Source organism: Caballeronia arationis (genome assembly GCF_001544975.2).
Taxonomy (GTDB): domain Bacteria; phylum Pseudomonadota; class Gammaproteobacteria; order Burkholderiales; family Burkholderiaceae; genus Caballeronia; species Caballeronia arationis.
The window spans coordinates 92,680-117,248 of the sequence record NZ_FCOG02000013.1; the positions used below are offsets into that span (position 1 = coordinate 92,680).

The 24,569-nt window shown below is 63.8% G+C and carries 26 protein-coding genes and 1 pseudogene; 8 read left to right on the forward strand and 19 right to left on the reverse strand.

What is annotated here, in order from left to right:
- Window positions 1-4 precede the first annotated feature (4 nt).
- Complete coding sequence (locus tag AWB81_RS10515; protein WP_062634925.1) at window positions 5-781, forward strand: SDR family oxidoreductase; 777 nt, start codon at window positions 5-7, stop codon at window positions 779-781.
- Between the two features lie 94 nt (window positions 782-875).
- Here AWB81_RS10515 and AWB81_RS10520 read toward each other — a convergent pair whose 3' ends face one another.
- The 15 genes from AWB81_RS10520 to flhD all read right to left on the reverse strand — a co-directional run bounded on the left by AWB81_RS10520 (window position 876) and on the right by flhD (window position 16,327).
- On the reverse strand, window positions 876-2,147 hold the full coding sequence (locus AWB81_RS10520; RefSeq protein ID WP_062634927.1) for a DUF3443 domain-containing protein: 1,272 nt from the start codon (window positions 2,145-2,147) through the stop codon (window positions 876-878).
- A gap of 18 nt (window positions 2,148-2,165) precedes the next feature.
- Entirely contained in the window at window positions 2,166-2,690 is a 525-nt protein-coding gene (locus AWB81_RS10525; protein WP_062634930.1) for a DUF2844 domain-containing protein, read from the reverse strand.
- A 327-nt stretch (window positions 2,691-3,017) separates the two neighbouring features.
- The gene (gene cheZ, locus AWB81_RS10530; RefSeq protein ID WP_062634932.1) at window positions 3,018-3,722 is read right to left on the reverse strand and encodes a protein phosphatase CheZ; all 705 of its coding nucleotides are present in this window, start codon (window positions 3,720-3,722) and stop codon (window positions 3,018-3,020) included.
- A 2-nt stretch (window positions 3,723-3,724) separates the two neighbouring features.
- The gene (gene cheY / locus AWB81_RS10535; protein WP_062634934.1) at window positions 3,725-4,120 is read right to left on the reverse strand and encodes a chemotaxis response regulator CheY; all 396 of its coding nucleotides are present in this window, start codon (window positions 4,118-4,120) and stop codon (window positions 3,725-3,727) included.
- An 83-nt stretch (window positions 4,121-4,203) separates the two neighbouring features.
- Window positions 4,204-5,313, reverse strand: coding sequence for a protein-glutamate methylesterase/protein-glutamine glutaminase (locus AWB81_RS10540; protein WP_062634937.1), 1,110 nt, complete (start codon window positions 5,311-5,313; stop codon window positions 4,204-4,206).
- Complete coding sequence (cheD, locus tag AWB81_RS10545) at window positions 5,310-6,191, reverse strand: chemoreceptor glutamine deamidase CheD (RefSeq protein WP_062634938.1); 882 nt, start codon at window positions 6,189-6,191, stop codon at window positions 5,310-5,312. The genes AWB81_RS10540 and cheD overlap by 4 nt, the downstream gene beginning before the upstream one ends.
- The gene (locus AWB81_RS10550) at window positions 6,188-7,114 is read right to left on the reverse strand and encodes a CheR family methyltransferase (protein WP_062634941.1); all 927 of its coding nucleotides are present in this window, start codon (window positions 7,112-7,114) and stop codon (window positions 6,188-6,190) included. Before AWB81_RS10550 ends, cheD begins: the two co-directional genes overlap by 4 nt.
- Before the next feature lie 167 nt (window positions 7,115-7,281).
- Entirely contained in the window at window positions 7,282-9,120 is a 1,839-nt protein-coding gene (locus AWB81_RS10555) for a methyl-accepting chemotaxis protein (RefSeq protein WP_062634942.1), read from the reverse strand.
- A gap of 725 nt (window positions 9,121-9,845) precedes the next feature.
- Complete coding sequence (gene cheW / locus AWB81_RS10565) at window positions 9,846-10,370, reverse strand: chemotaxis protein CheW (protein ID WP_062634944.1); 525 nt, start codon at window positions 10,368-10,370, stop codon at window positions 9,846-9,848.
- A gap of 32 nt (window positions 10,371-10,402) precedes the next feature.
- Window positions 10,403-12,664: a chemotaxis protein CheA gene (gene cheA / locus AWB81_RS10570; protein ID WP_062634946.1), complete on the reverse strand. Its 2,262-nt coding sequence runs from the start codon at window positions 12,662-12,664 to the stop codon at window positions 10,403-10,405.
- A gap of 94 nt (window positions 12,665-12,758) precedes the next feature.
- Window positions 12,759-13,145, reverse strand: a complete 387-nt coding sequence (locus tag AWB81_RS10575; RefSeq protein WP_062634948.1) for a response regulator — start codon at window positions 13,143-13,145, stop codon at window positions 12,759-12,761.
- A gap of 52 nt (window positions 13,146-13,197) precedes the next feature.
- Window positions 13,198-14,307, reverse strand: a complete 1,110-nt coding sequence (gene motB, locus AWB81_RS10580) for a flagellar motor protein MotB (RefSeq protein WP_087134886.1) — start codon at window positions 14,305-14,307, stop codon at window positions 13,198-13,200.
- Between the two features lie 36 nt (window positions 14,308-14,343).
- On the reverse strand, window positions 14,344-15,204 hold the full coding sequence (motA, locus tag AWB81_RS10585) for a flagellar motor stator protein MotA (protein WP_062634950.1): 861 nt from the start codon (window positions 15,202-15,204) through the stop codon (window positions 14,344-14,346).
- A 165-nt stretch (window positions 15,205-15,369) separates the two neighbouring features.
- Window positions 15,370-15,948, reverse strand: coding sequence for a flagellar transcriptional regulator FlhC (gene flhC, locus AWB81_RS10590; RefSeq protein WP_062634953.1), 579 nt, complete (start codon window positions 15,946-15,948; stop codon window positions 15,370-15,372).
- A gap of 55 nt (window positions 15,949-16,003) precedes the next feature.
- The gene (flhD, locus tag AWB81_RS10595) at window positions 16,004-16,327 is read right to left on the reverse strand and encodes a flagellar transcriptional regulator FlhD (RefSeq protein ID WP_062634955.1); all 324 of its coding nucleotides are present in this window, start codon (window positions 16,325-16,327) and stop codon (window positions 16,004-16,006) included.
- Window positions 16,328-16,993: 666 nt separating this feature from the next.
- Between flhD and AWB81_RS10600 the strand changes: the two genes are divergently transcribed.
- Complete coding sequence (locus tag AWB81_RS10600) at window positions 16,994-18,058, forward strand: glycosyltransferase family 4 protein (protein WP_062634957.1); 1,065 nt, start codon at window positions 16,994-16,996, stop codon at window positions 18,056-18,058.
- Between the two features lie 136 nt (window positions 18,059-18,194).
- On the opposite strand, the gene AWB81_RS10605 is transcribed toward AWB81_RS10600, so the two are convergent.
- Window positions 18,195-18,491 (reverse strand): H-NS histone family protein, encoded by a 297-nt coding sequence (locus AWB81_RS10605; protein ID WP_062634959.1) that lies wholly within the window; start codon window positions 18,489-18,491, stop codon window positions 18,195-18,197.
- Between the two features lie 306 nt (window positions 18,492-18,797).
- On the opposite strand from AWB81_RS10605, the pseudogene aqpZ reads away from it, so the two are divergent.
- Together aqpZ and AWB81_RS10615 are read left to right on the forward strand one after the other, a co-directional pair.
- A pseudogene (gene aqpZ, locus AWB81_RS10610) lies at window positions 18,798-19,498 on the forward strand (aquaporin Z).
- Window positions 19,499-19,834: 336 nt separating this feature from the next.
- Window positions 19,835-20,140 (forward strand): PXPV repeat protein, encoded by a 306-nt coding sequence (locus tag AWB81_RS10615; RefSeq protein ID WP_062634961.1) that lies wholly within the window; start codon window positions 19,835-19,837, stop codon window positions 20,138-20,140.
- 67 nt (window positions 20,141-20,207) lie between these two features.
- Here AWB81_RS10615 and AWB81_RS10620 read toward each other — a convergent pair whose 3' ends face one another.
- Both AWB81_RS10620 and AWB81_RS10625 read right to left on the reverse strand, forming a co-directional pair.
- On the reverse strand, window positions 20,208-21,047 hold the full coding sequence (locus tag AWB81_RS10620; RefSeq protein ID WP_062635034.1) for a Cof-type HAD-IIB family hydrolase: 840 nt from the start codon (window positions 21,045-21,047) through the stop codon (window positions 20,208-20,210).
- Between the two features lie 40 nt (window positions 21,048-21,087).
- Window positions 21,088-22,017, reverse strand: coding sequence for a glucosamine kinase nucleotide-binding domain-containing protein (locus tag AWB81_RS10625; RefSeq protein ID WP_062635036.1), 930 nt, complete (start codon window positions 22,015-22,017; stop codon window positions 21,088-21,090).
- A gap of 111 nt (window positions 22,018-22,128) precedes the next feature.
- On the opposite strand from AWB81_RS10625, the gene AWB81_RS10630 reads away from it, so the two are divergent.
- From AWB81_RS10630 to AWB81_RS10640, 4 genes are all read left to right on the forward strand, one after another.
- Window positions 22,129-22,779 (forward strand): DNA-3-methyladenine glycosylase I, encoded by a 651-nt coding sequence (locus AWB81_RS10630; RefSeq protein WP_167306346.1) that lies wholly within the window; start codon window positions 22,129-22,131, stop codon window positions 22,777-22,779.
- The gene (locus tag AWB81_RS44640) at window positions 22,776-23,018 is read left to right on the forward strand and encodes a hypothetical protein (RefSeq protein WP_144444125.1); all 243 of its coding nucleotides are present in this window, start codon (window positions 22,776-22,778) and stop codon (window positions 23,016-23,018) included. Before AWB81_RS10630 ends, AWB81_RS44640 begins: the two co-directional genes overlap by 4 nt.
- Before the next feature lie 229 nt (window positions 23,019-23,247).
- Window positions 23,248-23,673, forward strand: a complete 426-nt coding sequence (locus tag AWB81_RS10635; RefSeq protein WP_062634964.1) for a hypothetical protein — start codon at window positions 23,248-23,250, stop codon at window positions 23,671-23,673.
- A 17-nt stretch (window positions 23,674-23,690) separates the two neighbouring features.
- Entirely contained in the window at window positions 23,691-24,050 is a 360-nt protein-coding gene (locus tag AWB81_RS10640) for a hypothetical protein (RefSeq protein ID WP_062634966.1), read from the forward strand.
- 108 nt (window positions 24,051-24,158) lie between these two features.
- Here AWB81_RS10640 and rpsU read toward each other — a convergent pair whose 3' ends face one another.
- Window positions 24,159-24,371, reverse strand: a complete 213-nt coding sequence (rpsU, locus tag AWB81_RS10645) for a 30S ribosomal protein S21 (RefSeq protein ID WP_035942296.1) — start codon at window positions 24,369-24,371, stop codon at window positions 24,159-24,161.
- Window positions 24,372-24,569 lie beyond the last annotated feature (198 nt).

Genomic DNA, 24,569 nt, shown 5'->3' on the forward strand with positions numbered 1-24,569 from the left:
CCGCATGAACGCAGTCCGACTGAAGGTCTTCATCACCGGCGCATCGAGCGGCATCGGCCTCGCGCTCGCCGAGGAATATGTCCGGCGCGGGGCCGCTCTCGGCCTCGTCGCCCGCCGCGCCGAATCGCTCGCAGCTTTCGCCGCGCGCTTTCCCGATTCCCCCATCTCCATCTATCCCGCCGATGTCCGCGATGCCGACGCGCTCGCCGGCGCCGCCGCGCGCTTCGTCGCGGAACACGGACCGGCCGATATCGTGATCGCGAATGCCGGCATCAGCCGCGGCGCGCTCACGGGCCACGGCGATCTGCAGACGTTCCGCGACGTGATGGACGTCAACTATTACGGCATAGTCGCGACCTTCGAGCCGTTCGTCGCCGCGATGACCACCGCGAGGCGCGGCACGCTGGTCGGCATTGCGAGTGTCGCGGGCGTGCGCGGCCTGCCGGGTTCGGGCGCGTACAGCGCGTCGAAGTCGGCGGCGGCGAAGTATCTGGAAGCACTGCGCGTCGAAATGCGGCCGCAGGGCGTCGCCGTCGTCACGATTGCGCCTGGCTACGTGCGCTCGGAAATGACCGCGCGCAACCCCTATCCGATGCCCTTCCTGATGGACGCCGACAAGTTCGCCGCGAAGACCGCCGACGCCATCGCGCGCCAGGTCCGCTACGCGACGTTTCCGTGGCAGATGCGTGTCGCGGGGGCGCTGCTCCATGTTCTGCCGCGCTGGGCTTACGACCTCGTCTTCGAGCGCGCGCCGCGCAAGCCGCGCGGCGGTCACGATTGACCGAACAGGCGTCGCACAAATGAAAAAGGCCCCGCGAGATCTCGCGGGGCCTTTTTGTTTCGACTCACGCCGAGGCGCGAGCCGACGCGTGGTGTCAGAACGCCACGTAAGGCGCAGTGCCCGGCTGGTCGAAGCCGACATACACATGGCGACCGTAGAAGAACGGCAGTCCGAAGTCGAAGAAGTTCGAGTCGCCGAAGTTACCGGCCAGCGTGCTGAACGCGAACTTCGAGCCGCTCGACGTCAGCGACCGCGCGCTGATCACCTTGAAGGTCACCGTTCCAGAGGTGCCGTCGCTGCCGCGAATCGCGTTCGAGAGCGACTGTGCCGACGAAGGACAGTAGAACGTCGACGACGAGCAAGCCGTGATCGAGCTGTCGGCAAAGAAGGTGCCGTTCGATCCAGTGTCGAAGAAGGTCGTCACCGAATTGTTCTTGTAGCTGCCGCTCAGGTTGCCGAAGCCGTCGGTGCCGAACTTGGTCACGCCGGTCAGCGTGTTGTTGCTCTGCGTGCCGATGCCGAACACCAGCGTGCCACTCGCGGACGCGGCGCCGTTGTCGTCGATAGGCGGCAACTGCACGATCACGCCGTTGTTGTCGGCAGCGAAGCGCGTGACCGGGTTGACGACCTGTTGCGTGAGCGGCGTGGCAGTCGCCGTGCAGTTCGTGCCGCCCGGGCACGAGTAGTACGTGCTCTGCGCCGCGTCCAGACACTTCACGCCGCAGTCGTACGTCGCGTTGCCCACGCCGAGGATGCCGTTCGCGCCGATGTCGTCAGTGGTGCGCTCGTCGCTGCCGCTCACGCAGCTGCTCGACGGCACCGTCGAAGGTTCGAGGTCGCCGATCACCTGCACCGGAATGTTCGATGCCGTTTCGCCACCGATCTTCACGTCGGCCGAGCGCACGGTGCCCCATGTGTAGCCGTCGGCGAACTGCGTGCATTCGGCGAGCTGGCCGCCCGCCTGCGCGGTGCTGACCGGCAGGCTGCCGAGCACCTGCGACGCCGCGGAGCTGACGATGCGCAGTCCATACGACCCGGTGTCAAGCTGGATGTTGTCGATGGTCTGGCACTTGGACGTGCCGGGCGCGCAAACCGTCACGGACACGTTCGGGATGTTCACGAAGTTCGCAGCACCCTTGTTGACGGTGATCGGGACGGCGTTGCTGCCGTTGGCCACGATCGGCTGGTTGCCCGTTCCCGACGAGCCGCTGCCGGAGCCGCTGCTGCCGCTGGAACTGCTGCTCGAGTTGTCGTCGCCTCCGCCGCAGGCGGCGAGCGCGGTCGCGAGCATCGCGATGGAAAGCCAGCGAAGCGCGCGCTGAAAGAATCGGGAAGGTGAATCGTTGCTGATGGGCGTCGGACGCATGTGAGTTTCTCCCGTCCGTTACTGAATGTCGCTGCCGCTGACGCCGGCGGGCAGCTTCTCGGGCAGATACGCCTGTCCGGCGAACGAGCCCATGTGGCCGCCCGAATGAACGACGAGCCCCGAATCCTGCACGCTGACAGGCCCGCGGCTAGCGCGCGCGGCGCGCTGCGCCTTCAGGCCTTGCAGATACTGCGGGAAATAGTTGCCGAGCAGGCCCGGAAGGTCGGGAATGCGCTCACCGTGCCACGCGACGCCGAACACGGTGCCATCGGTCGACACGTACTCGTTCACCACAGTGCCGTTGCCGAGGGTCGTCGAACGGACGGAATACGAGGCTCCCGACGTCGCAGACGCGGACGCCCCGCTTGCGGACGACGCGCCCGGCACGACCGCCGTCTTGGCGACGGCGCGGTTCGCGGTGGCGCCGTTCGGCGTCGTCATCGGCGCGCCGCCGAGTACGGCGTGGGCCGGGGCCGCGGCAAATGCAGCGACCAGACTGGCGAGCAAAGGCAACACGGCATGCGAAACCGCGCGTCGGGTCATAAGTGACCCGGCGTCGCCTTTGTTGAATTGAATCGGTGACTTCACTGCTCCTCCTGCGTTTGGCGTCCGACCGTTCGATCAGCCACCATCGGGCCGGAACGGTCTTTGCAAAGGTCGGCCCGCGGCGTCGCGACGGGTCGCGGTGGGGGCCAGGCAAGCGAAGTATGCCAGTCGAAAGCCGTGAGCCGGAAGTTCGGGACCGCACGCGCGCCGGGCGGTTCTTCTCAAAAATACGACGAGAAGGCGAAATTAGTCGCCCGACAACCCGCGCGAGGCGCCATTCATGCGCCCCGTACCCGAATTATCGGAGGATTCCTGCGGCCTGACCTAGAAGCCCAGACTGGCGAGCAAATCGTCAACTTGCGACTGATCCTGCACCACATCGGTGCGTCCTTCCGGATTGATCTGCGGCCCGTTGAGCAGCGTGTCCTGGTTGATGCCCGCGGAAACCAGCGCCGCCGCCGATGCCGCGAATTGCTCGCGCCGCTCCGGTGCGATGTTTTCGAGCAGCACGCCGAGCAGTTGCTGCTCGATCAGATAGACGACGTCGGTGATTTTCTTGATCACCTGGCCGGTCAGATCCTGGAAATCCTGCGCAAGCATGATTTCGAGCAGTTGCGCGTTGGTCGCCTGCGTGTTTTCCGGCACGCGCTGGAGGAAACCCCGCGTGTCGGCGATCAGCTCGCCCGCCTCCGTCTTCGCGAGCGGCGCTTCGTACCACTCGCCCCAGCGCGCGTCGAGTGCCTGCGCGTCACGCTGCATCGCTTCCTGCATCGGCTTCGCGAGTTCGATCGCGTTCAGCGCGCGGTCGGCGGCCTGTTCGGTCATCGTCGCCACGTACTTCAGGCGGTCGCGCGCGTCGGGCACCATTTGCGCCGCGGCCTCGACCTGCTTGTCGAGGCCGAGTTCGCGCATCGAATCGCGCAGCGTACGCGTCAGTTGGCCGATGCGCGCGAGGATGCGATCACTCGATGCGTCGCCGTCGCTTTCGGCGACCTCGGCGAGTTCGCTTTGATTAGTGAGATCGTTCACGATCAGCTCCCCGCTTTCGCCAGCTTCTCGAGAATCTTGGTGAGTTTCTCGTCGAGCGTGGCGGCCGTGAACGGCTTCACCACGTAACCATTCGCACCGGCCTGCGCCGCCGCGATGATGTTTTCCTTCTTCGATTCCGCCGTCACCATCAGCACCGGCAGGTGCGACAGGGTGGCGTCGGCGCGGATTTGCTGGAGCATCGAGAGACCGTCTAGGTTCGGCATGTTCCAGTCGGAAATCACGAAGTCGAAGCCGCCGCCGCGCAGGCGCGAGAGGCCGGCCGCGCCGTCTTCCGCTTCATCGACGTTCGAATAGCCCAGCTCCTTGAGCAGGTTTCGCACGATACGGCGCATCGTCGGGAAATCGTCCACGACGAGGATCTTCATGTTCTTGTCCATCTTCAGTCACTCCTGTGTTCTTTCAATGCGGCTCGTCACCGCGCGTTGATTCCAAATCCAGTCCGAATCCGTGCCGCGAACGCTCAGACGCGCTGCACGCGTTCGCCCATCGATGCAAGCCGCGCCATCACGCGCCGGCTCATTTCCTGCAAAGGTGAAATCTCGCTCACGCCGCCCGTCGCGATCGCCTCGCGCGGCATGCCGAAGACGATGCAGCTCGCTTCGTCCTGCGCGAAGGTGTACGCACCCGCCTGCTGCATCTCGAGAAGGCCGGCAGCGCCGTCGCGGCCCATGCCGGTCAGGATCACACCGAGCGCGTTCTTGCCCGCATGCTGCGCGGCCGAGCGGAACAGCACATCGACCGACGGCCGGTGCCGGTTCACCGGCGGCGCATCGGACAGATGCGCGACATAGTTGGCCCCGCTTCGTGCGAGCACGAGGTGCGCGTGGCCCGGCGCGATGTACGCGTGACCCGGCAAAACGCGTTCGCCGTGCTCCGCTTCCTTCACCGCGATGCGGCAGAGTCCGTTCAGGCGCTGCGCGAACGATTTCGTGAAGCCCGGCGGCATGTGCTGCGCGATCAGCACGGCGGGCGCATCGGGCGGAAGCGGCACGAGCACTTCGCGGATCGCTTCGGTGCCGCCCGTCGACGCGCCGACGATGATCAGCTTTTCCGTACTGACGAGCGGATTGTTGAACATCGGCGCCGGCTTCGCGCCCGCGGCCGGCGCGCCGCCGCTTGCCGCGTGCGCTACGTGGTGCGTCTGCCGCACGCGGGCGCGCGAGGCGGCGCGGATCTTGTCGGCGAGCTTTTCGGCGTAGTCGAGCATGCCGTCGCGGATGCCGACTTTCGGCTTCGTCACGAAATCGACCGCGCCGAGTTCCAGCGCGCGCAACGTGATTTCGTTGCCGCGCTCCGTCAGCGACGACACCATCACGACCGGCATCGGCCGCAGGCGCATCAGCTTTTCGAGAAAATCGAGGCCGTCCATGCGCGGCATTTCGACGTCGAGCGTCAGAACGTCCGGGTTGTGCTGCTTGATCAGTTCGCGTGCGACGAGCGGATCGGGCGCGGTCGCGACTACGTGCATGTCGGGTTGCGAGTTGATGATTTCGGTCATCAGACTGCGCACGAGCGCCGAATCGTCGACGCACAGCACCTTGATTTTTTGCCCTTGCTGGGTGGTGGTCATGCTTCCTCCGCGGTCCGGGCGCCGCGCTCCGCGCGAGCGAGACCGTTCACGCCCGGAGCCTGCGCCGCCCCGAACAATTCGATACGCGGCTTCGCCGTAGTCTTTGCCGTGCCGTTATCGGCACGGGTGGCAGTCGTTGCAGCGGCGGCGCCGAACAATTCGACGCGCGGCTTCGCCGCTGCCGGACGGGCGGCCGTCGCGGAAACAGCGGACGTGCCGAACAGTTCCACGCGGGCCTTCGAGCCGCCAGTGCCTGCCTGATTGAACAGCTCGACGCGTGCCCGCGCCCGCGCGAGCCGCTCGGCGCGTTCTTCCGGCGTGGTGCGCACGAGCGCCTGCTCGCGCTCCACGACGCTCGTTTCCTGCTGCGTCTTCAGCTTCTTGACCATCACCTGGCCGGTGCGCGGCATGAACGCGACCTTGCGCGGATGCGCGCCCTGCAGGTCCTCGGCGACGATGCGAATCTTTTCCAGCGCGAGATAGCGCCGCACGAATTCCGAATTGCGATCGCCGATGTTGATGGTCGTCATGCCCGCGAGCACCGCGCCCCCGCCGAACACCTTCGCCTCGAAGCGCTCGCGACGTCCGCCACGCTTGATCAGTTCGTTGATGAGCACTTCCATCGCGTAGGCGCCGTAGCGCATCGAATCCGACGAAGCATGCGACGCGTCCGAGCCGTCATCGGGCAGCATGAAGTGATTCATTCCGCCGATGCCCGCCGTGCGGTCGTTGATGCACGCCGCGACACACGAACCGAGCACGGTGACGAGGACCATGTCCTCGCTCGTCATGTAGAACTCGTTCGGCAGCAGCTTCACGCCAGGCTTCTGGAAGTGGTTGTCGAAATACAGGTTCGACGCGATCGGCAATCCGCTCATGCCGGCTCCCCGGCAAGCGCGCGCGCCTGCTTCGGAGCGGCGCCCTTCGCGTCGCGCGCGAGTTCGTACACCGTCTGGCCGCGCAGCCGGAATGCCTGCGTCACATACGTGAAGTTTTCCGAGTGGCCGGCGAACAGCAGCGCGCCCGGCTTCATCAGCGGCTCGAAGCGCGACAGCACTTGCGCCTGTGTCGGCTTGTCGAAGTAGATCATCACGTTGCGGCAGAAGATCGCGTCGAACGGGCCCTTCAGGTTGTAGTGCGCGTCGGTCAGGTTCAGGCGATCGAACTTCACCAGCGCGCGCACTTCCGGGCGCACCTTAACGAGACCGGCATGCGCGCCCGTGCCCTTCAGGAAGAAGCGCTTGAGCCGTTCCGGGCTCAACTGCTTCACCTGGTCGAGGGAGTAGACGCCCGCGTCGGCCTTGGCGAGCACCTGGCTGTCGATGTCGGTCGAGAACACCGTGCACTGGCGCGCCGCATGTTCGCCGAGCGCTTCGATCAGCGTCATCGCGATCGAATACGGTTCCTCGCCCGTCGACGCCGCCGAGCACCACACCGAGACCGGCTGCTGGCGGCGCTTCGCGAAGTCCGCGAGAATCGGGAAGTGATGCGACTCGCGGAAGAACGCCGTCAGGTTGGTGGTCAGCGCGTTGACGAAGGCTTCCCATTCGGCGCTGTCATCGCTCGCTTCGAGGCGGTCGAGATATTGCCGGAACGTGTCGATGCCGCAGGCGCGCAGGCGCCGCGCGAGGCGGCTGTACGCCATGTCGCGCTTGTGGTCGGACAGCGAGATGCCCGCGCGGCGGTGGATCAGCTCGCGAATGCGGGCGAAATCCGCCGACGTGAATTCGAAATCGCGCTCGACATCCGAGGTCCGCGGACGTTCAGTCGTGTCGATGCGTGCTTGGCGCGTTGCCATCATGATGCCTCTTGCCTCACTGCCTTTTGCCTGACTGAAGCCGCATCGCGTCGCGATGCAGGTCTTCGGCGACCAGGCGGCCCGTTGCCCGCGCTTCGATGAGTCGCCCGTCACGGGGCGAGATGCCGAAAACCTGCATGGTCGTATCGAACTGCCTCAAAAGTGCTGCGTCAAAAAGTTTCCCAGTCGCCGTCCGCGGTGGCCGCGGCACGCGCCGTCGCGCGGGGCGAGACGGCCGGTGCTGCGGACACTGCTGCCGGGGCGCTCGTCGCGCCTTGCCTGGCGGCGGCCGTGCCCGTACCTTTATTAACGGCGCGATTGCGCGCGACGTTAGGCTCCGGCGAGATTTTTGTGCTGTCGTTGCGGCTTTCGGCCTTGAGCGGGGCCGGCTCGACGCGCGGTGCCGCGCCGGACAGACGTGCCGCCGCGACCGATGCGCTCGGCTTGACGGCCCCGCTCTCGATCTGCCAGTGCCCGACGATGTCCTTTAGCTGGCGCGTCTGGTCTTCGAGCGATGCCGCCGCTGCCGCCGCCTGCTCGACCAGCGCGGCGTTCTGCTGCGTGACGCTGTCCATCTGCGTGACGGCGCGGTTGACCTGCTCGATGCCGTCCGACTGCTCCTCGGAGGCCGCGCTGATCTCGCCCATGATGTCGGTCACGCGGCGCACGGCCTGCACGATCTCGCCCATCGTTTCGCCCGCCTGTGCGACGAGTTCCGAGCCGCTTTCGACCTTCGCGGCCGAGTCGCCGATCAGCGCCTTGATTTCCTTCGCCGCCGCCGCGCTGCGCTGCGCGAGCGAGCGCACCTCGCCTGCGACGACCGCGAAACCGCGACCTTCCTCGCCGGCGCGGGCCGCTTCGACGGCCGCGTTCAGTGCCAGGATGTTGGTCTGGAACGCGATGCCCTCGATCACGCCGATGATGTCGACGACCTTGCTCGAACTCGACGCGATCGCGTTCATCGTGTCGACGACCTGATCGACGACGTTGCCGCCGCGCGACGCGATATCCGATGCGTTCACCGCGAGCTGGCTCGCCTGGCGCGCGTTCTCGGCGTTCTGCTTCACCGTGCTGGTGAGTTCTTCCATGCTCGACGCGGTTTCCTGCAGCGATGCCGCCTGTTCTTCCGTGCGTTGCGAGAGATCGGTGTTGCCGCTCGCGATTTCGCGCGCGCCGGTGTCGATCGATTCCGCACCGCGATGGACCGAGCCGACCATCTGCGTGAGATTCGTGCGCATGCGTTCGATGCCCGCGAAGAGGCGGCCGATCTCGTTGGTCTTGTCGGTGTGCGCGGACTTCGTGAGATCGCCGCGCGAGATGCGTTCGAAGTGATCGACGGCGTCGTTGATCGGCTGCACGATCAGGCCGCGCAGCGCGACGCGCGTTGCCAGCAGAGTGAGCACGGCGAGCACGAGCACGACGGCGATCGCCGCGCTGAGCGTCTCGATGTGCGACGTCGCGTTCGAGCGCAGTTCTTCCGCGTGCTTCAGGTGCAACGCGACGGCGGCGGACGCGGCCGTATCGAACGCGACGAACATCGGGCTGATCTTCGTATCGGCGATGGCGTGATAGGCGGCCATGTCGCCGGCGCGGATCGCGGTGAATTCCGGTTCGACGCCGTTGTGCAGCAGCGCGTCGTGCTGCGCGATCACTGAGTCGAGCGTTGCCTGCGGCAGCGAGGGCTTCGGCGTTTCGATGTAGAGCTTCCAGTTCTCGTTCGACTTGTCGAGCAGGAACTGGCCGCGGTCCAGTGCTTTCCTGGCTTCATCGGCGTTGCCCGCTTCCGTGAGCGAGCGCACGCGATCGAGCGTCACGCGCGAGCGCAGCAAGTACGACGAGGCTTCGCCGAGCGCACGGATCGACACCATGTCCTGTTGCGCCAGCGCGGATAAGGAGGTGCTTGCCGAGGTCAGGCCCGTCAGTGCCAGCGCACCGACCACCGCCGCAAAGCTCACGAAGAGCAGACCCACCAGGGTCAGCGTCGTACGAATCGACCACTTCTTGAACATGATTCTGTTTCCTTCAATCTGTACGGGTTCTTTTGCTGCGTTTTGCTGTTTGTTTGTTGGCACCGTTTGAGGCGCTTGTTTGGTGTTGGTCTATTAGCACTGCCCCTGTCCGGGGCGGGACTTACTTTCTTTGCTGCTGCAAAGAAAGTAAGCAAAGAAAGCAGCTTTTTCACGCAGCAGTCACAACACGTCAACGCACCAGCAATACCGAGTGGCGCAGCCCCTAAGTGTCGCCCTCAAAGGACCACTGGGCTTGGCGCGCGCACGCACTGACACCACTGAAACTCCAACGGAGTGGTATGCACTCCGTTCCGGTCCGTCCGCGCCTCGCTCGGACGACGGGCACAACCGAGAACCAGCGGATTGCAACGACCGCGAACCTAAACCGCGCGACGAATGCACCTTTCGTCCAGCGAAGCGAAAACGGATGAATGACTGCTGTGCCAATTTGTTGGCTGTGCGATGTCACAGTGCGTGCCGCGCACCAAGCCGCTAAAGTTCTTTGAGGGCGACACTTAGGGGCTGGCCCACTCGGTATTGCTAGTGCGTTGCCGTGCTAAGACTGCTGCCTGAAAAAGCTGCTTTCTTTGGTTACTTTCTTTGCAGCAGCAAAGAAAGTAACTGCCGCCCCGCACAGGGGCGTGCTAATAGACCAAAGGCAAAGCAAGTTCCACAGGAGCGCAGAAACATCAAACGGTGTTGGACCCCAAAGCGCCAGCAAATCCTCAAGCCGCGACCATGTCGATCAGTTCCATTTCCTTGCTGGTCATGAGCTTCTCGATGTCCATGAGAATGAGCATGCGCCCGTCAACGGTACCGAGCCCGGTGAGATATTCGGTCGTGAGCGTAGCGCCGAATTCGGGCGCGGGCATGACCTGCTCGGCGGTCAAAGTCAGCACATCGGACACCCCATCGACGACCATCCCAACGACGCGATGCGCGACATTCAAAATGATCACAACCGTCTGGTTGTCATACTCGACACGTCCAAGATTGAACTTGATCCGCATATCGACGATCGGCACGATGATGCCGCGCAGATTGATCACGCCCTTGATGAACGACGGCGCATTCGCGATGCGCGTCACGTTGTCGTAGCCGCGAATCTCCTGAACCTTCAGGATGTCGATGCCGTACTCCTCGGCGCCGAGCGTGAAGACGAGAAATTCCTGGCCTGCGGCCTCGGCGTGCTGCGCGTCGCGGCGCTGCGATGCCGCGGCGGAATGAATGGATTGAATGTCTGCTGCCACGTTAGCCCCCGAATCCGGTTGGGTTTGCAAAATTAGGAATGAGCATGCGATCCGTGCTGCGCACGCGATTCGCGATTGAGCGCGGCCACGTCGACGATCAGCGCGACACTGCCGTCGCCCAGGATCGTCGCGGCGGAAATGCCGTGCACCTTGCGGTAATTCGTTTCGAGGTTCTTCACCACGACCTGCTGCTGGCCAACCAGTTCGTCGATCAGCATCGCGAAGCGGCGTCCCTCCGTCTGCATAATCGTGACGATGCCCTGCGTCGGCTCGGTGCGCGCACCCTCGACGGAAAACACGTCATGCAGCGCCACGAGAGGCAGGTACTCGCCCCGCACGCGCACGACGCGCTCGCCGTTGGCGACCGTGTAGATATCCTCGGCGACAGGCTGCAGCGACTCCATCACGAAGTTCAGCGGCAGAATGAAGATCTCGTTGCCGACCTTCACCGACATGCCGTCGAGAATCGCCAGCGTGAGCGGCAGCACGATCTTGGTCGTCGTTCCCTTGCCCTCGCGCGACATGATCTCGACGTGGCCGCCCATCGACTGGATGTTGCGCTTCACCACGTCCATGCCGACGCCGCGTCCGGAAATGTCCGTCACCTGCTCGGCCGTCGAGAAGCCCGGCATGAAGATGAGCTGCCACACTTCCTCGTCGCTCATCGACTCGCTGACCTGCATGCCCTGCTTCTGCGCCTTCGCGAGAATCTTGTCGCGACGCAGGCCGGCGCCGTCGTCGCTTACTTCGATCACGATGTTGCCGCCGTGATGCGCCGCCGACAGCACGAGCTGACCCGTCGACGACTTGCCCGCCGCGCGGCGCGCATCGACGGTCTCGATGCCGTGATCGAGCGAATTGCGCACGAGGTGCGTGAGCGGATCGATGATGCGTTCAATCAGGCTCTTGTCGAGTTCGGTCGCCTGGCCGAACGTGACGAGCTCCACTTCCTTGCCGAGCTTGCCGGCGATGTCGCGCACGAGGCGCGGGAAGCGGCTGAATACGTAGTCCATCGGCATCATGCGGATCGACATCACGGCTTCCTGCAGGTCGCGCGCGTTACGTTCGAGCTGCGCCATGCCGTTGAAGAGGCGATCGTGCAATGCCGGGTCGAAGGTGCTGGTGGTTTCCGCGAGCATCGCCTGCGTGATCACCAGTTCGCCGACGAGGTTGATCAGCTGGTCGACCTTCTCCACGCCGACGCGAATCGAGCTGCCTTCCGCCGATGCCGCTGCGGCCGGGCGTGCCTTCTTGTCCGTGTCCGTGGCCGGAGCGCTCGCCTTCGGCGCTTCTGCCGGGCGGTTGCCGGCAGCGGCTTGCGCCGCCGCCGGTGCCGCTTCTTCTCCCTTGGGCGCTGCTGCTGCCGCCTCTTGGCCCTGCGTGTGAACCACTGCTTCGGTTGCTGCCGCCGGCGCCTCGTCCTGCGACGCCGCTCCGCCATCACCGCGACCGACGATGATCTGCGCCTCGTCGATCACGAAGCAGCACACGGCGACGATGTCATCCGAAGAGACGTCGGAGTCGAGCCACAAAACGAGGTCGCCGCCCGACTTCTTCTGCTCGACGATACCGCCCAGATTCCCAAGCTCCTCCGTCAACAGAGCCTGGTCCTTCTCGCCCACCCCCCGTAGCGTAATTTTCAGGTGGGGTCCTGCTTCCGCGCCGGCTTCGCCCGTTGCGCCGATGTGTCCCGGCGTCGCGTCCTGCGCGGATCCTGCATTCAATTCCGAATCCGTCATCTCGAAGGCGCCGTCCCAGTTGCCGTCGTCTTCGATGAATTTCTCCGCCTGCGCGATCACGTGCGCGGGCGGTGCATTCGGGCCTTCGTAGAGCGATTCCGCCTGCACGGGCGCGACGGCCGCTGCCGCCGCAACGGGCGCTTCGGGTGCGGCCGGTGCTACCGCGCCCTCGTTCTTCAGGCGCTCGAGCTTCGCGCAGATCGACGCGGCCGCGGCCGCATCCGGCTCGGCGCTCGCGCGATACGCGGCGAGCTGGTCCGAGAGCACGTCCTTGGTCGCGAGGAACGTATCGATCATGTCGCGGCGCAGGACGAGTTCGTTGTTGCGCGCCCGATCGAGCAGCGATTCGAGGATGTGCGTCGTTTCGGTGAGCGCGGTGAAGCCGAATGTCGCGGCACCGCCCTTGATCGAATGCGCCGCGCGGAAGATCGCCGCAAGGTCTTCGGGATCGGGGTTCGCGATGTCGAGCACGAGCAGGAGCTGCTCCATTTGCGCGAGCAGTTCGTCGGCTTCGTCGAAGAACGTTTGATAGAACTGGGTAATGTCGAGAGTCATGCTTGATTCACCGCAGAGATGCTGTCAGTCGGCGTCGCTATGCGCGTTCGGTTGTCGTGTCCGGTTTTTCGGATATTTATTCAGATACTTGAGCCTAGCTTGAACCCTCGGGCGCTTCTTCCGACAACGCCGCGACGAGTTCGGTCAAAAGCTCCGGGTCGAGCGGCTTTTCGATCCATCCCGTCGCACCCGATGCGCGCGCGGCATCCTTGAACGGCTCGCCGCTTTCGGTCGTGAGCACGAGGATCGGCGTCGCCTTGTACGCGTGATTCGCGCGCAGCTCGGCGATCAGGTCGAGCCCGCTCTTGCCCGGCATGTGATGGTCGGTGAGCACGAGATCGAAGCGCTCCGCGAGCGCCGCTTCGATCCCTTCGATGCCGTCGGACGCCACCGTCACGCCGTAGCCCGCAAGGGTCAGCGTGGCCGAGAGGATCTGCCGCATGGCGGCGGAATCGTCGATTGCCAGAATGTTCTTGATCATGGAAGTCTCTTGCTCGTGATGTCCGGCCGAGGGGTGGCTGTCTGCGGAGCCGTCACTGCGTCGCCGTCGTGGGCGCCGCGGCTGTCGTGGCGGCTGTGGCTGTACTTTGCGCGGTCGAAACGCGCTGCATCGGCGACTCGATCGCGGCCTGCGGCGATGGCTTCGGTGCGCTCGCCCTGGCGGGCGCCAGCTTGTCGATGAGCGGCCGCGCGCCCGGCGCCGCGTTGCCGCCTGCGCCCGCGGCGTTGTCGAAGAGCGTGGTCGCGGAGGTATCGTCGCGCGTCATCGCTTCTTCCGATTTGCGGTTGAGCACGATGATGCTGATGCGGCGGTTTTCCGGGTCCATCGCGTCCTTCTTGTTCAGGTTCTGCGTCGACGCGAGGCCGAGTACCCGCAGCACCTTCGCTTCATCCATGCCGCCCGAGATCAGTTCGCGCCGCGACGCATTCGCGCGATCCGCCGACAGTTCCCAGTTGCTGTAGCCCTTCTCGCCGCCCGCGTACTGCACGGCGTCGGTGTGCCCCTGTACGACGATGCGGTTCGGCACGTCGTTCAGGGTCCTGCCGATCTCGCGCAGGATGTCGCGCATGTACGGCTGCACGTTGTTGCTGGACATCGCGAACATCGGCCGCTTCTGCGTATCGACGATCTCGATACGCAAGCCCGTCAGCGTCGAATCGATGCGGATCTGCTGCCTGAACTGACGCAGCGTCGGATTTGCTTCGATCGCCGCCATCAGCTTCACCTGCAGGTCGTGCAGGCGGGCCTGCTCGCGCCGTTCGAGTTCGTTCTGCGCTTCCTTCAGGAGCTGTTCGTCGCGCTGGGCGGCAGTGCGCTTGGCCCACGAAGTCTGGCCGTCGCCCATGCGCGTCGTGCCCTGATCGGGGCTGGAAATGTCGCGCCCGCCGCCCTGCAGGATGCTCGAATCCATGCCGGTGCTCTGGCCGCCCAGGATCGCCGCCTTGAGCGGCATGTTGAAATATTCCGCGATGCCGCGCCGCTGCACCGGCGACACCGAACTCAGCAGCCACATCAGCAGGAAGAACGCCATCATCGCGGTCATGAAGTCCGCGTAGGCGAGCTTCCACGCGCCGCCGTGATGCCCCTTGCGGCGGCCCACGATGCGCTTGATGAAAATCGGACGGTCTTTGTCGTTGCTCATCCCGATGCCTTTTAGGTCACGCGCCATGACGGCACGTCACTTCGCCTTCACGCGACGCACGTGTTCTTCCAGTTCGGAGAACGATGGACGCTCGGTGGAGAAGAGGACCTTGCGGCCGAACTCGACCGCGATGGCCGGCGCATAGCCGTTAAGGCTCGCGAGGATGGTCACCTTGACGCACTGGAACATCTTCGTCGACTCCGCGACACGCTGTTCCGCCACGCTCGCGAGCGGCCCGATCAGGCCATACGAAAGAAGGATGCCGAGGAACGTGCCGACGAGCGCCTGCGCGATCATCTCGCCGAGAATCGCGGGCGGCTGGTCGGCGGAGGCCATCGTATGCACGACGCCCATCACCGCCGCGACGATGCCGAACGCCGGCATCGCGTCGCCGACCTTGTGCAGGGCCTGCGCAGGCCCTTCGCCCTCGACGTGATGCGTTTCGATCTCTTCGTCCATCAGGCTTTCGATCTCGAACGCGTTCATGTTCCCGCCGACCATGAGCCGCAGGTAATCCGTCAGGAACACGACGATGTGCTCGTCCGCGAGAATCTTCGGGTACTGGCTGAAGATCGGGCTCTTGTGGGGATCGTCGATGTCGGACTCGAGCGTGAGCGTGCCTTCCTTGCGCGCCTTCGCAAGCAGGACGTAGAGGAGCGCCATCAGCTCCATGTACACGTCCTTGTTGTACTTCGAGCCCTTGAACAGCGTGGGGATGACCTTCAGCGTGGCCTTGATCGTCTTCATGCCGTTGCCGAGGATGAACGCGCCGACGCCTGCACCCGCGATCATCAGGATTTCGACCGGTTGCACGAGCGCGCCAAGGTGGCCGCCTTCCAGCGCGTAACCGCCGAAAACGGACAACAGCGTCACGAGCGTTCCCACGAAAATCAGCACAGTCGAGTCCTCACTTGTCGATTCGGCGAGAGACCGCCGTTAAGTGGTTTACGGCATCGACCGCAAAAACTTTGGGGGAAAAGATCGGCGCGGGCAAACGATCAAACCCGCGTCGGCGCGCGTGCCCGGCCACGCGGAGACGTGGCGCCGCGCCGATCGATGCGGCTACGCCGCCAGCTCTGCCTCGCCTGTCGCGCCAGTCTCGGCTTCGGCCGCGCGCGCCGCGCTCGCCTTGCGCGTCTTGCCTGCGCGCGACGGCGGCTGGCACAGCCCGCAGACATAGCCCTGGCGCAAGTCGTACGCGTGTGCGACAAAATGTCCGGTGCAGCGCGAACAGGTGCTCGTCTGCAGCATCCCGGAGTCGAAGAAGCGCACCAGCGTCCATGCGCGCGTGAGGCTCAGGATCGGTTCGTCGCCGTGGAGTTCGATGTGTTCGAGATAGAGCCGGTAGCTTTTCACGATCGACTGGATCGTGTCGCAGCCGCCGTGCTGGCTGATGAACCGGTAGATGCCGTAGAACAGCGACGAATGGATGTTCGGCTGCCAGGTCATGAACCATTCGGTGGAGAACGGCAGCATGCCCTTCGGCGGCGAAACGCCTTTCAGTTCCTTATAGAGACGGATGAGCCGGTCGCGCGACAGGCTCGTCTCCGCTTCGAGCAGCTGCAGCCGCGCGCCCAGTTCGATCAGTTCGATCGCCAGGGTGATTTCGCGGACTTCCGCCACCACGCTTTTCGTCGCCATAGGGAACCGGACTGTGCGTTTGCCTGATTAAAACCGTTGAGCCTTCATGCGCCGATCAGCCGATCTCGCCGGCCGGCTGGTTCGCCATCAGGATCGCCGCGTGCGATTGCGCGAGCGCGGCACTTTTGCCCTTGTCGGCGAGCGAGGAGAGGATCGTGTGGTCGTCGAAGCGGAAACGGCACAGGATCTGGCTCGATGCCGCGATCTTCACGAGCTGCGCCAGATTCAGCGAGGAGAGGACGTCCGCGATCGCCTCCGACAGTCCCATGCGAAACATCGCGCTAGGCCGGTCTTCCTGAAGAAGGCGTTGCGCGAGCAGCAAGTACGACAGATTCAGCTCGCGGATTTCCGCGAGCATGCTGGCATTACCGGTCGTCATTTTTTCCCCGAGTCGAAACCCTGCCTGGTCTGGCAATGTGGAAACGTTTGCTCGAATTCCAGAAATGCAAAAAGGAATATCGGCCCGCTCCTTTAATGTTCAGGCGGATTTTCGGCGAATCGGCGGCGGCGCGGTATCGGACAAACATTCCGATTTGCCGACAGTACGATGCGTAATTCCGTGTAGGAATATTTCCTACACGGAATTAAACGCTGTATTCGACGCATGCATGGCCGGATTATCGGCAGGATTTGAAATTACTGAAGCAATCCGGTGAAAAGCCCGCACAGCCCGCACCGGCGGGGCCCCGGCGCGACGGGCGTGGCCCGGAAACTGCTGTGGCGTGGTCCGGAAACTGCTGAGGTGTCCGCGCGCTCGCCGCGGTGAAATTCGCTGGGATCGTGCGCAAAGCCTTTAAGCACGGGCTTTTCGCGCGTATTCGCGCGCTTCGTAACAGGCGGTGTTTCGTCCTGTAACAAGGTTAAGCGATTGAAAAATAAGGTGAAATGCCGGGCTCGTTATCGATAATGAACGTAAGGGATAACCCGGTCGATTTCCGGGCCGATCTCGGACGGCGGCAAACCGTTGTCCGTCCGACAGGCATGCGCGTCAACGCTCGACCGGGGCGTGAATATGCGGTGCCCTCATGAACAGGAGAGTCACGATATGCGAATCGCACAAATTGCACCGTTGCACGAAGCAGTTCCCCCGAAGTTCTACGGCGGCACCGAGCGCGTGGTGTCCTACCTCACCGACGCACTCGTCGACCTCGGCCACGATGTGACGCTTTTCGCGAGCGGCGACTCCGAAACCAAGGCAACGCTCGAACCGGCCTGGCCGCGCGCGCTGCGCCTGGATCCGTCGATCCGCGACGCGATCGCGCCGCACATGCTATTGCTGGAGACCGTCCGTCAACGCGCCCATGAATTCGACGTGTTGCACTTCCACCTCGATTACATGCCGTTTTCGCTGTTTTCGCGGCTCGACACGCCGTTCGTCACAACGCTGCACGGCCGCCTCGACTTGCCGGAACTTCAGCCGATCTTCAACACGTTCACCAAGGCGCCGGTGATCTCGATCTCCGACTCGCAGCGCGTGCCGCTGCCGCAGGCGGCGTGGCTGAACACGATCTACCACGGTCTGCCGGAGAACCTGCTGACGCCGCAGACCAGCAAGAAGCCGGAATATCTCGCGTTCCTTGGCCGTATCTGTCCGGAAAAACGCGCCGATCTCGCCATCAAGATCGCCGCGCAAAGCGGTCTGCCGCTGAAGATCGCCGCCAAGGTGGACAAGGCCGACCAGGAATACTTCAAGTCGACGATCGAGCCGCTGCTGTCGCAGGCGCACGTCGAATTCGTCGGCGAGATCAACGAGGCGCAGAAGCCGGAATTCCTGTCGGGCGCGAAGGCGCTGCTGTTCCCGATCGACTGGAACGAGCCTTTCGGCCTTGTGATGATCGAGGCGATGGCCTGCGGCACGCCGGTGATCGCGTTCAATCGCGGTTCGGTGCCGGAAGTGATCGATCACGGCGTGACGGGTTATATCTGTGAGGACGTGCAGGGTGCCGTCGGCGCGCTGCAACGAATCGACGAACTGTCGCGCACGGAAATTCGCGCGCAATTCGAACGCCGTTTCAGCTCGAAGACAATGGCGCAGAATTACGTCGAAAGCTATACGTCGATGCTTCAGGCTGCAAAGCGTCCGGTTTTGCGTCAGGTCGCAGTGGGTTGATGCCCGGCTTAATGCGTACTGATGAGACGTTTCCCGTTTAATCTGAATTCGCATTAAGACGCGTCGCGACAATCGACAGAAAAAATGCCGCCTTTCGAGGCGGCATTTTTTTTGGAATAACGGAAACTTCGCGTGTTCATCGAACGATAAGAAAGCGCTCGCGATTTTTTCCGGCAATCCAGTTCGGCGGTTTGCCGCGGCCGTTCCACGTCGCGCCCGACTTCGGGTCCTGATACATCGGCGGCACGGGTTCCTTTTTCGGCGGCCGGCCGCGTTTCACGACTGCCAGCCCGAGGTCCTGCGGCGTCAGCCCGTATTCGAGGATCTGCTGGCGAATCTGCGCGACGACCGCCTCTACCTCCTCCTGCCGCAACCTCTCGGCCTGTGCCTGAAGTTGTGATATCTGCGCTTTCAACTCCAGATATTTCGACATTTCGAACTCCCTGTTTTATCAAATCGGAATGGGACGAGAGCCTAGCCGGGCCGACAAAAAGATGCAATTCATCGCCTTCGAAAATTCCAAATATGCGGATTTAGTCAAATCAACGCACAAAGCCTGTTTATCCCGAAAAAGATTCGACCATTTAAAAGTCAGTTAACCATTGTTGACAAACGGGCCGTTCCGCCGACATTAAACTTCGACCCCGAATGGACGCAAATCAAGTCCGTTATTTCGTTATGCCGTCGCCACGTCTTGTCGATCACCCGGCTTAATCATCTTTTGAGGATAAGCAGCATCATGCAATTAGCAAAGCGTCTCGGCGCTGAAATTTTCGGTACCTTCTGGCTCGTGCTCGGCGGCTGCGGAAGCGCCGTCCTCGCAGCCGCTTCCCCGCACGTCGGCATCGGGCTCGCGGGCGTCTCGCTCGCCTTCGGCCTCACCGTGCTCACGATGGCCTACGCCATCGGCCACATCTCCGGCTGCCACCTGAACCCGGCGGTCAGCGTCGGCCTGACGGTCGCCGGCCGCTTCCCGGCGCGCGACCTCGCGCCGTACATCGTCGCCCAGGTGATCGGCGCGGTTCTCGGCGCGTACGTCTCTCGGTTATCGCGAACGGCGCGCCCGGCTTCGATCTGGTCGCGAGCGGCTTCGCGACGAACGGCTTCGGCGAGCACTCGCCGGGCCACTAAACGATGGTCGCGGCGCTCGTCTGCGAAGTCGTGATGACATTCTTTTTCCTGTTCGTGATTCTCGGCGCGACGGACAGTCGCGCGCCGGCCGGTTTCGCCCCGATCGCGATCGGCCTGTGTCTGACACTCATCCACCTGATCTCGATTCCGGTCACCAACACGTCGGTGAACCCGGCACGCTCGACCGGCCCGGCGCTCTTCGTCGGCGGCGCGGCAATCGACCAGCTGTGGCTGTTCTGGATTGCGCCGATCGTCGGTGCGGTCATCGCGGGCGTGGTTTATCCGAAGCTGGCGCGCGGCAAGCACTGAACGCGCGCGGCATTTTTCGCGAAAACGCAGTGGAAAGCGGGCGCTTCGGCGCCCGTTTCGCTGGGCAGCGCCCTTCGGAATATGAATTGCCGGCGACAAATGTAATGCGCGTTTACAAGGGCGCCTTCCGGATTCGCTGCGCTTGGCGTCACCGTCGCGGCACCCGACGCGCTCAGCCAATATCGACAAGGCTCTGCGGCCCTGCGCAACCCATCCTCCTGAACGCGCTAAGCCTTATACCACACTTGCAGACGGTAACAACTGGTCGAAGCATGTAAGACGGCGGACGCTTAAATTGGATTCATGCGACAGACGTCGCCATCCAGGAGAAACAACATGAAGCGCATCGTCACTCATCTTCTCGCAGCGACCGGTCTTGTCATTGGCGCCGTCGGCGTCGCCCAGGCGCATACCGGCGTGAGCATCGGTGTTTCGCTCGGCGCGCCGGCCTACGCCCCGGCCTATGTGCAGCCCCGCCCGGTGTATGTCCGTCCGGCGCCGGTGTACAGCGCACCGCGTTGGCACCATGACGAGCCGCGCTGGCAGGACGACCGCCACGACAACGGCCGCTGGAACCGCACCGGCTGGAACAACGGCCACGGATGGAACAACGACCGCGGCGGCTGGAATCATCGTGGATAATGCGTGAAGCGGAAAGGGAGCGCCGCGGCGCTCCCTTTTTTTATCTGCCGGCGGCGTTATCGCCCGCTCAATCCGGCACCTGCCCCGGCGAGGCCAGTTCGTCCACAATGCCGAACAGCTTGCGAAGATGGTGCGCCACGCCCGCCTCGAAGTTGTTGCCGATGCGCTGCACGTCCGGCAGACGCTTGATCAGATCGGGATTCGCGTTGTTCATCATGAACGGATGCCCGGCGGTTTCGAGCAGGTCGATGTCGTTCATGTTGTCGCCGAACGCGACGCAGTGCGCCGGGTCGAGATCGAGCTCGTCGAGCACGAAGCGCAACGCGCGCCCCTTCGAGACGTCCGCCGTCATCACTTCCAGGCAATCCGGCAGCGAATACGTGACATAGAGCGCATCTCCGAATTCGCGCTCCAGATTGGCGGCCGTTTCCTTCAGATCCTTCGGTTCGCCGATGTAGAGCACCTTCGCGACGCCCTCGCCGTCGTGCTCGCGCAAATCCATGACTTCGTACTTGAAACCCGAATCCTGGTGGAAAACCAGCAGTTCGGGCGCATGGCGGTCGATCAGCCACGCGTCGTCGGCAAAGAGATTGACGATCACGCGTCCGCCGCCGCCCGCGAGATCCGGCTGCACCAGACGCCGCACAGCCGCGGGTTCGAGGTCGCGCGAATAGATGCGCGTGTCGTCGGGTGCGTGCACGCGCGCACCGTTCGACGTGATCAGGTACGCGTCGATACCCAGAACGTCACGAATGCCGGCGACATCGCGATAATGGCGCCCCGTAGCGATAACGAAGCGAATGCCGCTCGCTTCGAGCCGGCGAACGGTTTCGATCGTGAAGGGATCGACCTGGTGGTCGCTGTTGAGGAGCGTGCCGTCGAGATCGGTTGCGATGACTGGATACATGGATGCCTTCGGTGTGCGCGCGAACGTGAAGTCCGACATTTTAGCCTGCACGGCCCGAAGCGGCCGGCGTGCCCTGCGCCGCGCCCTCCCGGCCCGCCGCCCGTCGCGCGAGTTGGAGCGCGCCGGCAGCCGAATCCGCAAGCGGCGCGCGCAGACGCTCGCGCAGGTGAGCCGGCACGAACGGCCCGAACGGCGCGGCGAGGCCGCCGCAGAGCGCCACGTCAAGCGCGGCGTGCGGATCCAGCGCAGCGACCAGCTTTTCGATCTCGCGCCCTGCGTCGGCAAGCAGCGCCGCCGCCACGGGGTGCTCGCGATGCTCGAAGACACTCGGCGCGAGCGTCGCGTAAGCAGTCTGGTTTGCACCGCAGCACCAGACGACCAGCCCGTCTCGATCCGGCGCGCCCGTCAGCACGAAAAGCGCGTCGGACCAGGCGTCCGGCGGGGCGCGGCCGTCGAGTACCTGCTGCAGATGCACGACGGCGCGCAGGCCGAGCCACGCCCCGCTCGCCTCGTCGCCGCTCGGAAAGCCGTAGCCGCCCGCGATCCGGCACGCGCCTTGTGTGTCGAGCGCCGCCGCAATGCTGCCCGTGCCGAGCGCGACGATGACGCCCGGCTTGCCGCCGTGGGCGCCGAGCAGTGTCGTGTACGCGTCGCTTTCGACGGCAAGCGCGCGGACCGCGGGCGCCGTCGCGTGGAACTGCGCGAGCCAGCCGGCGTGGTTCACGCCCGCCAGTCCGCAGCCGAGGGCGCATGCGCGCCAGTCGAACGAAAGCGAGGCCGCTTCGAACGCGCGCGCACAGGCCGCTTCGATTTCGCGCCATGCGCGTTCGACGCCGAGCCCGAGGCCCGACGGCCCGCCTGTCGCGCGTGCGAGTTCGTTTCCGTGTGCATCCGCGAGGACGACACGGGTGCCGCTGCCGCCGCCGTCGACGCCTAGCAGATAGTGGTTTGTATGGTCTGAATGAGTCATGCCCGCAAGCTTACCGGTGCGGCCGCGCGCCGCCAATTGGCCGAATGGACGAGGTGGCCGGCGCCGCGCATTCCGCTATGCTGGCGCAGACATAAATCCGGGGAACGGACGATGGCAAAGGAACAGCACCGCTGCGGCTGGGCGTCGACGGACGCGATGGCCCACTATCACGACACCGAATGGGGCGTCCCTTCACGCGACGACCGCCATCTCTTCGAAATGCTCGTACTCGAAGGCGCGCAGGCCGGGCTTTCGTGGTCGACCATCCTGAACAAGCGCGAAGGTTATCGCGATCTCTTCAAAGGCTTCGACGTCGACAAGGTCGCGGCTTTCAAGGAAGAGGACGTGGCGCGACTCATCGGCGATGCGCGCATCGTGCGCAACCGCGCGAAGGTCGAATCGGCAATTCTCAATGCGCAGGCGATCAAGCGCATTCAGGCCGAGCACGGTTCGTTCGCGGCGTTCGTGTGGTCGTTCGTCGGCGACGCACCCATCGACACGCCGCGCGATTCCTACAGTCAGGCGCCCGCATCGACGCCCGAGTCCGATGCGCTCAGCCGTGCGCTCAAGCAGTACGGCTGCAAGTTCATCGGCACGACCATCTGCTACGCGTTCATGCAGGCTACCGGCATGGTCAACGATCACGAGAAAGGCTGCCTCTCCCGAAGCGCGAGAAACTCGGGCGACGCAGCGAAGAACGACACGAAGCCGCGCCGTAAATCGGCAAACAAGCCGGTGGACCCCGCACCCGACGCTAATTGATCATTTCATATCCGGAAACTTTTGCTTTTTCGCAACGTTTAGGGGGATTTTTTTCTGACACCCGGGAAAGTCCCGATAGAGCCGGCTTTTTTTGCGGTGAAGCACGCGGAATTGCTTGTCCGGCAACGGATCGCTCCGAATTTGACGCGCTGCACGATCGTTCGCACCGTGTCAGAATTGCGCATTCGCGTGTGCTGGCGCACCTTTTTACCGGGCCGATTCGCTATAACTGGCGATGAGACAAGGCCCTTCATCGAGGACGATCGCCTCGCGAGCACGACAGGGCTCCCGTATCGGACGCCCAGGCCGGGAAAACCACAGCACTCGAAGTAGATTCAGGACTCGAAACATCGCGTCGTTTATGTACGCGGCCGCTCTATCACGCTGCCACCGACGTCCGATACTGAAAGTGCGGGTTGCTCGAAATTCAACGATTGGCCGCTGCGCAGGGGCGCAGGGGGAACGAACATGAAAAGCCTGAACTTCCTGACACATCAGGAGATTTTCAACCGCGCTGTTCTGCATCTGTTCGGTCAGGGGCAAGCCGCCCTGCTGCCGCACGGCGGCGGCGCGTATCGCGGTTATTGCGGTGGCTGCCCTGTCGGCAACTTCATCAAACCGCGCGACTACATGACCGCGATGGAAGGCGTGCCCATCCGCTATATCGCGAGAGCGCCGGAAGGCGTGCCGCCTTATATGGACGTCGGCGTTGCGGCGCTCAAGCGAGCGCTGCTGCGCTCGCGCATCAATGTGTTCGATCCGACCACTGTCGAGCTACTCAGTTGTCTGCAGAACGTGCACGACGTGTTCGGCAAATGGGAATGGCGCGAGCGGCTGGCATCGATCGCTCGTCAATTCGGCCTCTCGGCTGACCTTCTGAAAACCGCTGCATGAGTGTTGCAGGTGTTGTGATGTTGACCGCAAGAGACATTTACGAGCGCGTGTGCGCTCATCTGCTGAGCCAGCGGGCCGTGTCGGAAGACGACAACGGCTCGTGCCGGCTGCGCAGCCCGAACGGCCACAAGTGCGCGATTGGATCGCTCGTGAACGACGAGGTCTATCATCCGGACATCGAAGGCACCGGCATTTCGTACTATCGGCACGCGCAAGACGGCAATCTGCTGCGCGCGCTGTATGCATCGGAGGTGAATGCATACGATCCGAGCATCGTCGAATTGCTGTGCGAACTGGAGCAGGTTCACGACGACGCCAGCGTCGACCAGTGGCCTCGTCTGCTCACGGCCCTTGGCAAGCGCCACGCGTTCATCTGAATTTCATCGCGAACACGCTGATATAAAGCAAAAGGCGGTGCGACCCGAGGGTCGCACCGCCTTTTGCTTTGCCGCAGCTCTTCAGGACCGCGGCGCGAAGACAGACGCTTAGTGCATCTTCTTCGGCAGCATCTGGCTGCGCAGGCGCTTGCGCAGACGGCTCACGGCCGCTGCCTTTTTGCGCTTGCGAGCCGTCGTCGGCTTTTCGTACGACTGGCGTTCACGCAACTCGGCGATCAGGCCGTTCTTTTCGATCGTGCGACGGAAGCGGCGGATCGCCACGTCGAACGGCTCGTTTTCTTTCAAAACAATAGTGGTCATGGAATTCCTAAATCGCTAAACGTATTTCTGACTGCGAGGACGGATCTTGCGGCCCGTACCACGCGCCGGCACTCCGATCGTCCGCCCAACACGGCGGACACGAGCAAAGCGGCCACGGAGGCCGGAAAAGAGAGAGTTGGGATTGACCGCCGAAGCGGCATGCGCACTTGAGAAGAACTTCTGAAATGACGCACTTCG

Bases quoted from the DNA above. Each gene is read 5' to 3' on its own strand.
- AWB81_RS10575 (WP_062634948.1), bottom strand. From the start codon at position 13,145: ATGATCAAGAACATTCTGGCAATCGACGATTCCGCCGCCATGCGGCAG.
- AWB81_RS10605 (WP_062634959.1), bottom strand. From the start codon at position 18,491: ATGTCGAAATATCTGGAGTTGAAAGCGCAGATATCACAACTTCAGGCA.
- rpsU (WP_035942296.1), bottom strand. From the start codon at position 24,371: ATGACCACTATTGTTTTGAAAGAAAACGAGCCGTTCGACGTGGCGATC.
- AWB81_RS10635 (WP_062634964.1), top strand. From the start codon at position 23,248: ATGAAAAGCCTGAACTTCCTGACACATCAGGAGATTTTCAACCGCGCT.
- AWB81_RS10550 (WP_062634941.1), bottom strand. From the start codon at position 7,114: ATGATGGCAACGCGCCAAGCACGCATCGACACGACTGAACGTCCGCGG.
- AWB81_RS10620 (WP_062635034.1), bottom strand. From the start codon at position 21,047: ATGTATCCAGTCATCGCAACCGATCTCGACGGCACGCTCCTCAACAGC.
- AWB81_RS10525 (WP_062634930.1), bottom strand. From the start codon at position 2,690: ATGACCCGACGCGCGGTTTCGCATGCCGTGTTGCCTTTGCTCGCCAGT.
- cheD (WP_062634938.1), bottom strand. From the start codon at position 6,191: ATGAGCGGATTGCCGATCGCGTCGAACCTGTATTTCGACAACCACTTC.
- AWB81_RS10630 (WP_167306346.1), top strand. From the start codon at position 22,129: ATGGCAAAGGAACAGCACCGCTGCGGCTGGGCGTCGACGGACGCGATG.
- AWB81_RS10555 (WP_062634942.1), bottom strand. From the start codon at position 9,120: ATGTTCAAGAAGTGGTCGATTCGTACGACGCTGACCCTGGTGGGTCTG.
- AWB81_RS10640 (WP_062634966.1), top strand. From the start codon at position 23,691: ATGTTGACCGCAAGAGACATTTACGAGCGCGTGTGCGCTCATCTGCTG.
- AWB81_RS10540 (WP_062634937.1), bottom strand. From the start codon at position 5,313: ATGACCACCACCCAGCAAGGGCAAAAAATCAAGGTGCTGTGCGTCGAC.
- AWB81_RS10600 (WP_062634957.1), top strand. From the start codon at position 16,994: ATGCGAATCGCACAAATTGCACCGTTGCACGAAGCAGTTCCCCCGAAG.
- cheA (WP_062634946.1), bottom strand. From the start codon at position 12,664: ATGACTCTCGACATTACCCAGTTCTATCAAACGTTCTTCGACGAAGCC.
- AWB81_RS10625 (WP_062635036.1), bottom strand. From the start codon at position 22,017: ATGACTCATTCAGACCATACAAACCACTATCTGCTAGGCGTCGACGGC.
- cheY (WP_062634934.1), bottom strand. From the start codon at position 4,120: ATGGACAAGAACATGAAGATCCTCGTCGTGGACGATTTCCCGACGATG.
- flhC (WP_062634953.1), bottom strand. From the start codon at position 15,948: ATGGCGACGAAAAGCGTGGTGGCGGAAGTCCGCGAAATCACCCTGGCG.
- AWB81_RS10520 (WP_062634927.1), bottom strand. From the start codon at position 2,147: ATGCGTCCGACGCCCATCAGCAACGATTCACCTTCCCGATTCTTTCAG.
- AWB81_RS10615 (WP_062634961.1), top strand. From the start codon at position 19,835: ATGAAGCGCATCGTCACTCATCTTCTCGCAGCGACCGGTCTTGTCATT.
- motB (WP_087134886.1), bottom strand. From the start codon at position 14,307: ATGAGCAACGACAAAGACCGTCCGATTTTCATCAAGCGCATCGTGGGC.
- AWB81_RS10515 (WP_062634925.1), top strand. From the start codon at position 5: ATGAACGCAGTCCGACTGAAGGTCTTCATCACCGGCGCATCGAGCGGC.
- flhD (WP_062634955.1), bottom strand. From the start codon at position 16,327: ATGACGACCGGTAATGCCAGCATGCTCGCGGAAATCCGCGAGCTGAAT.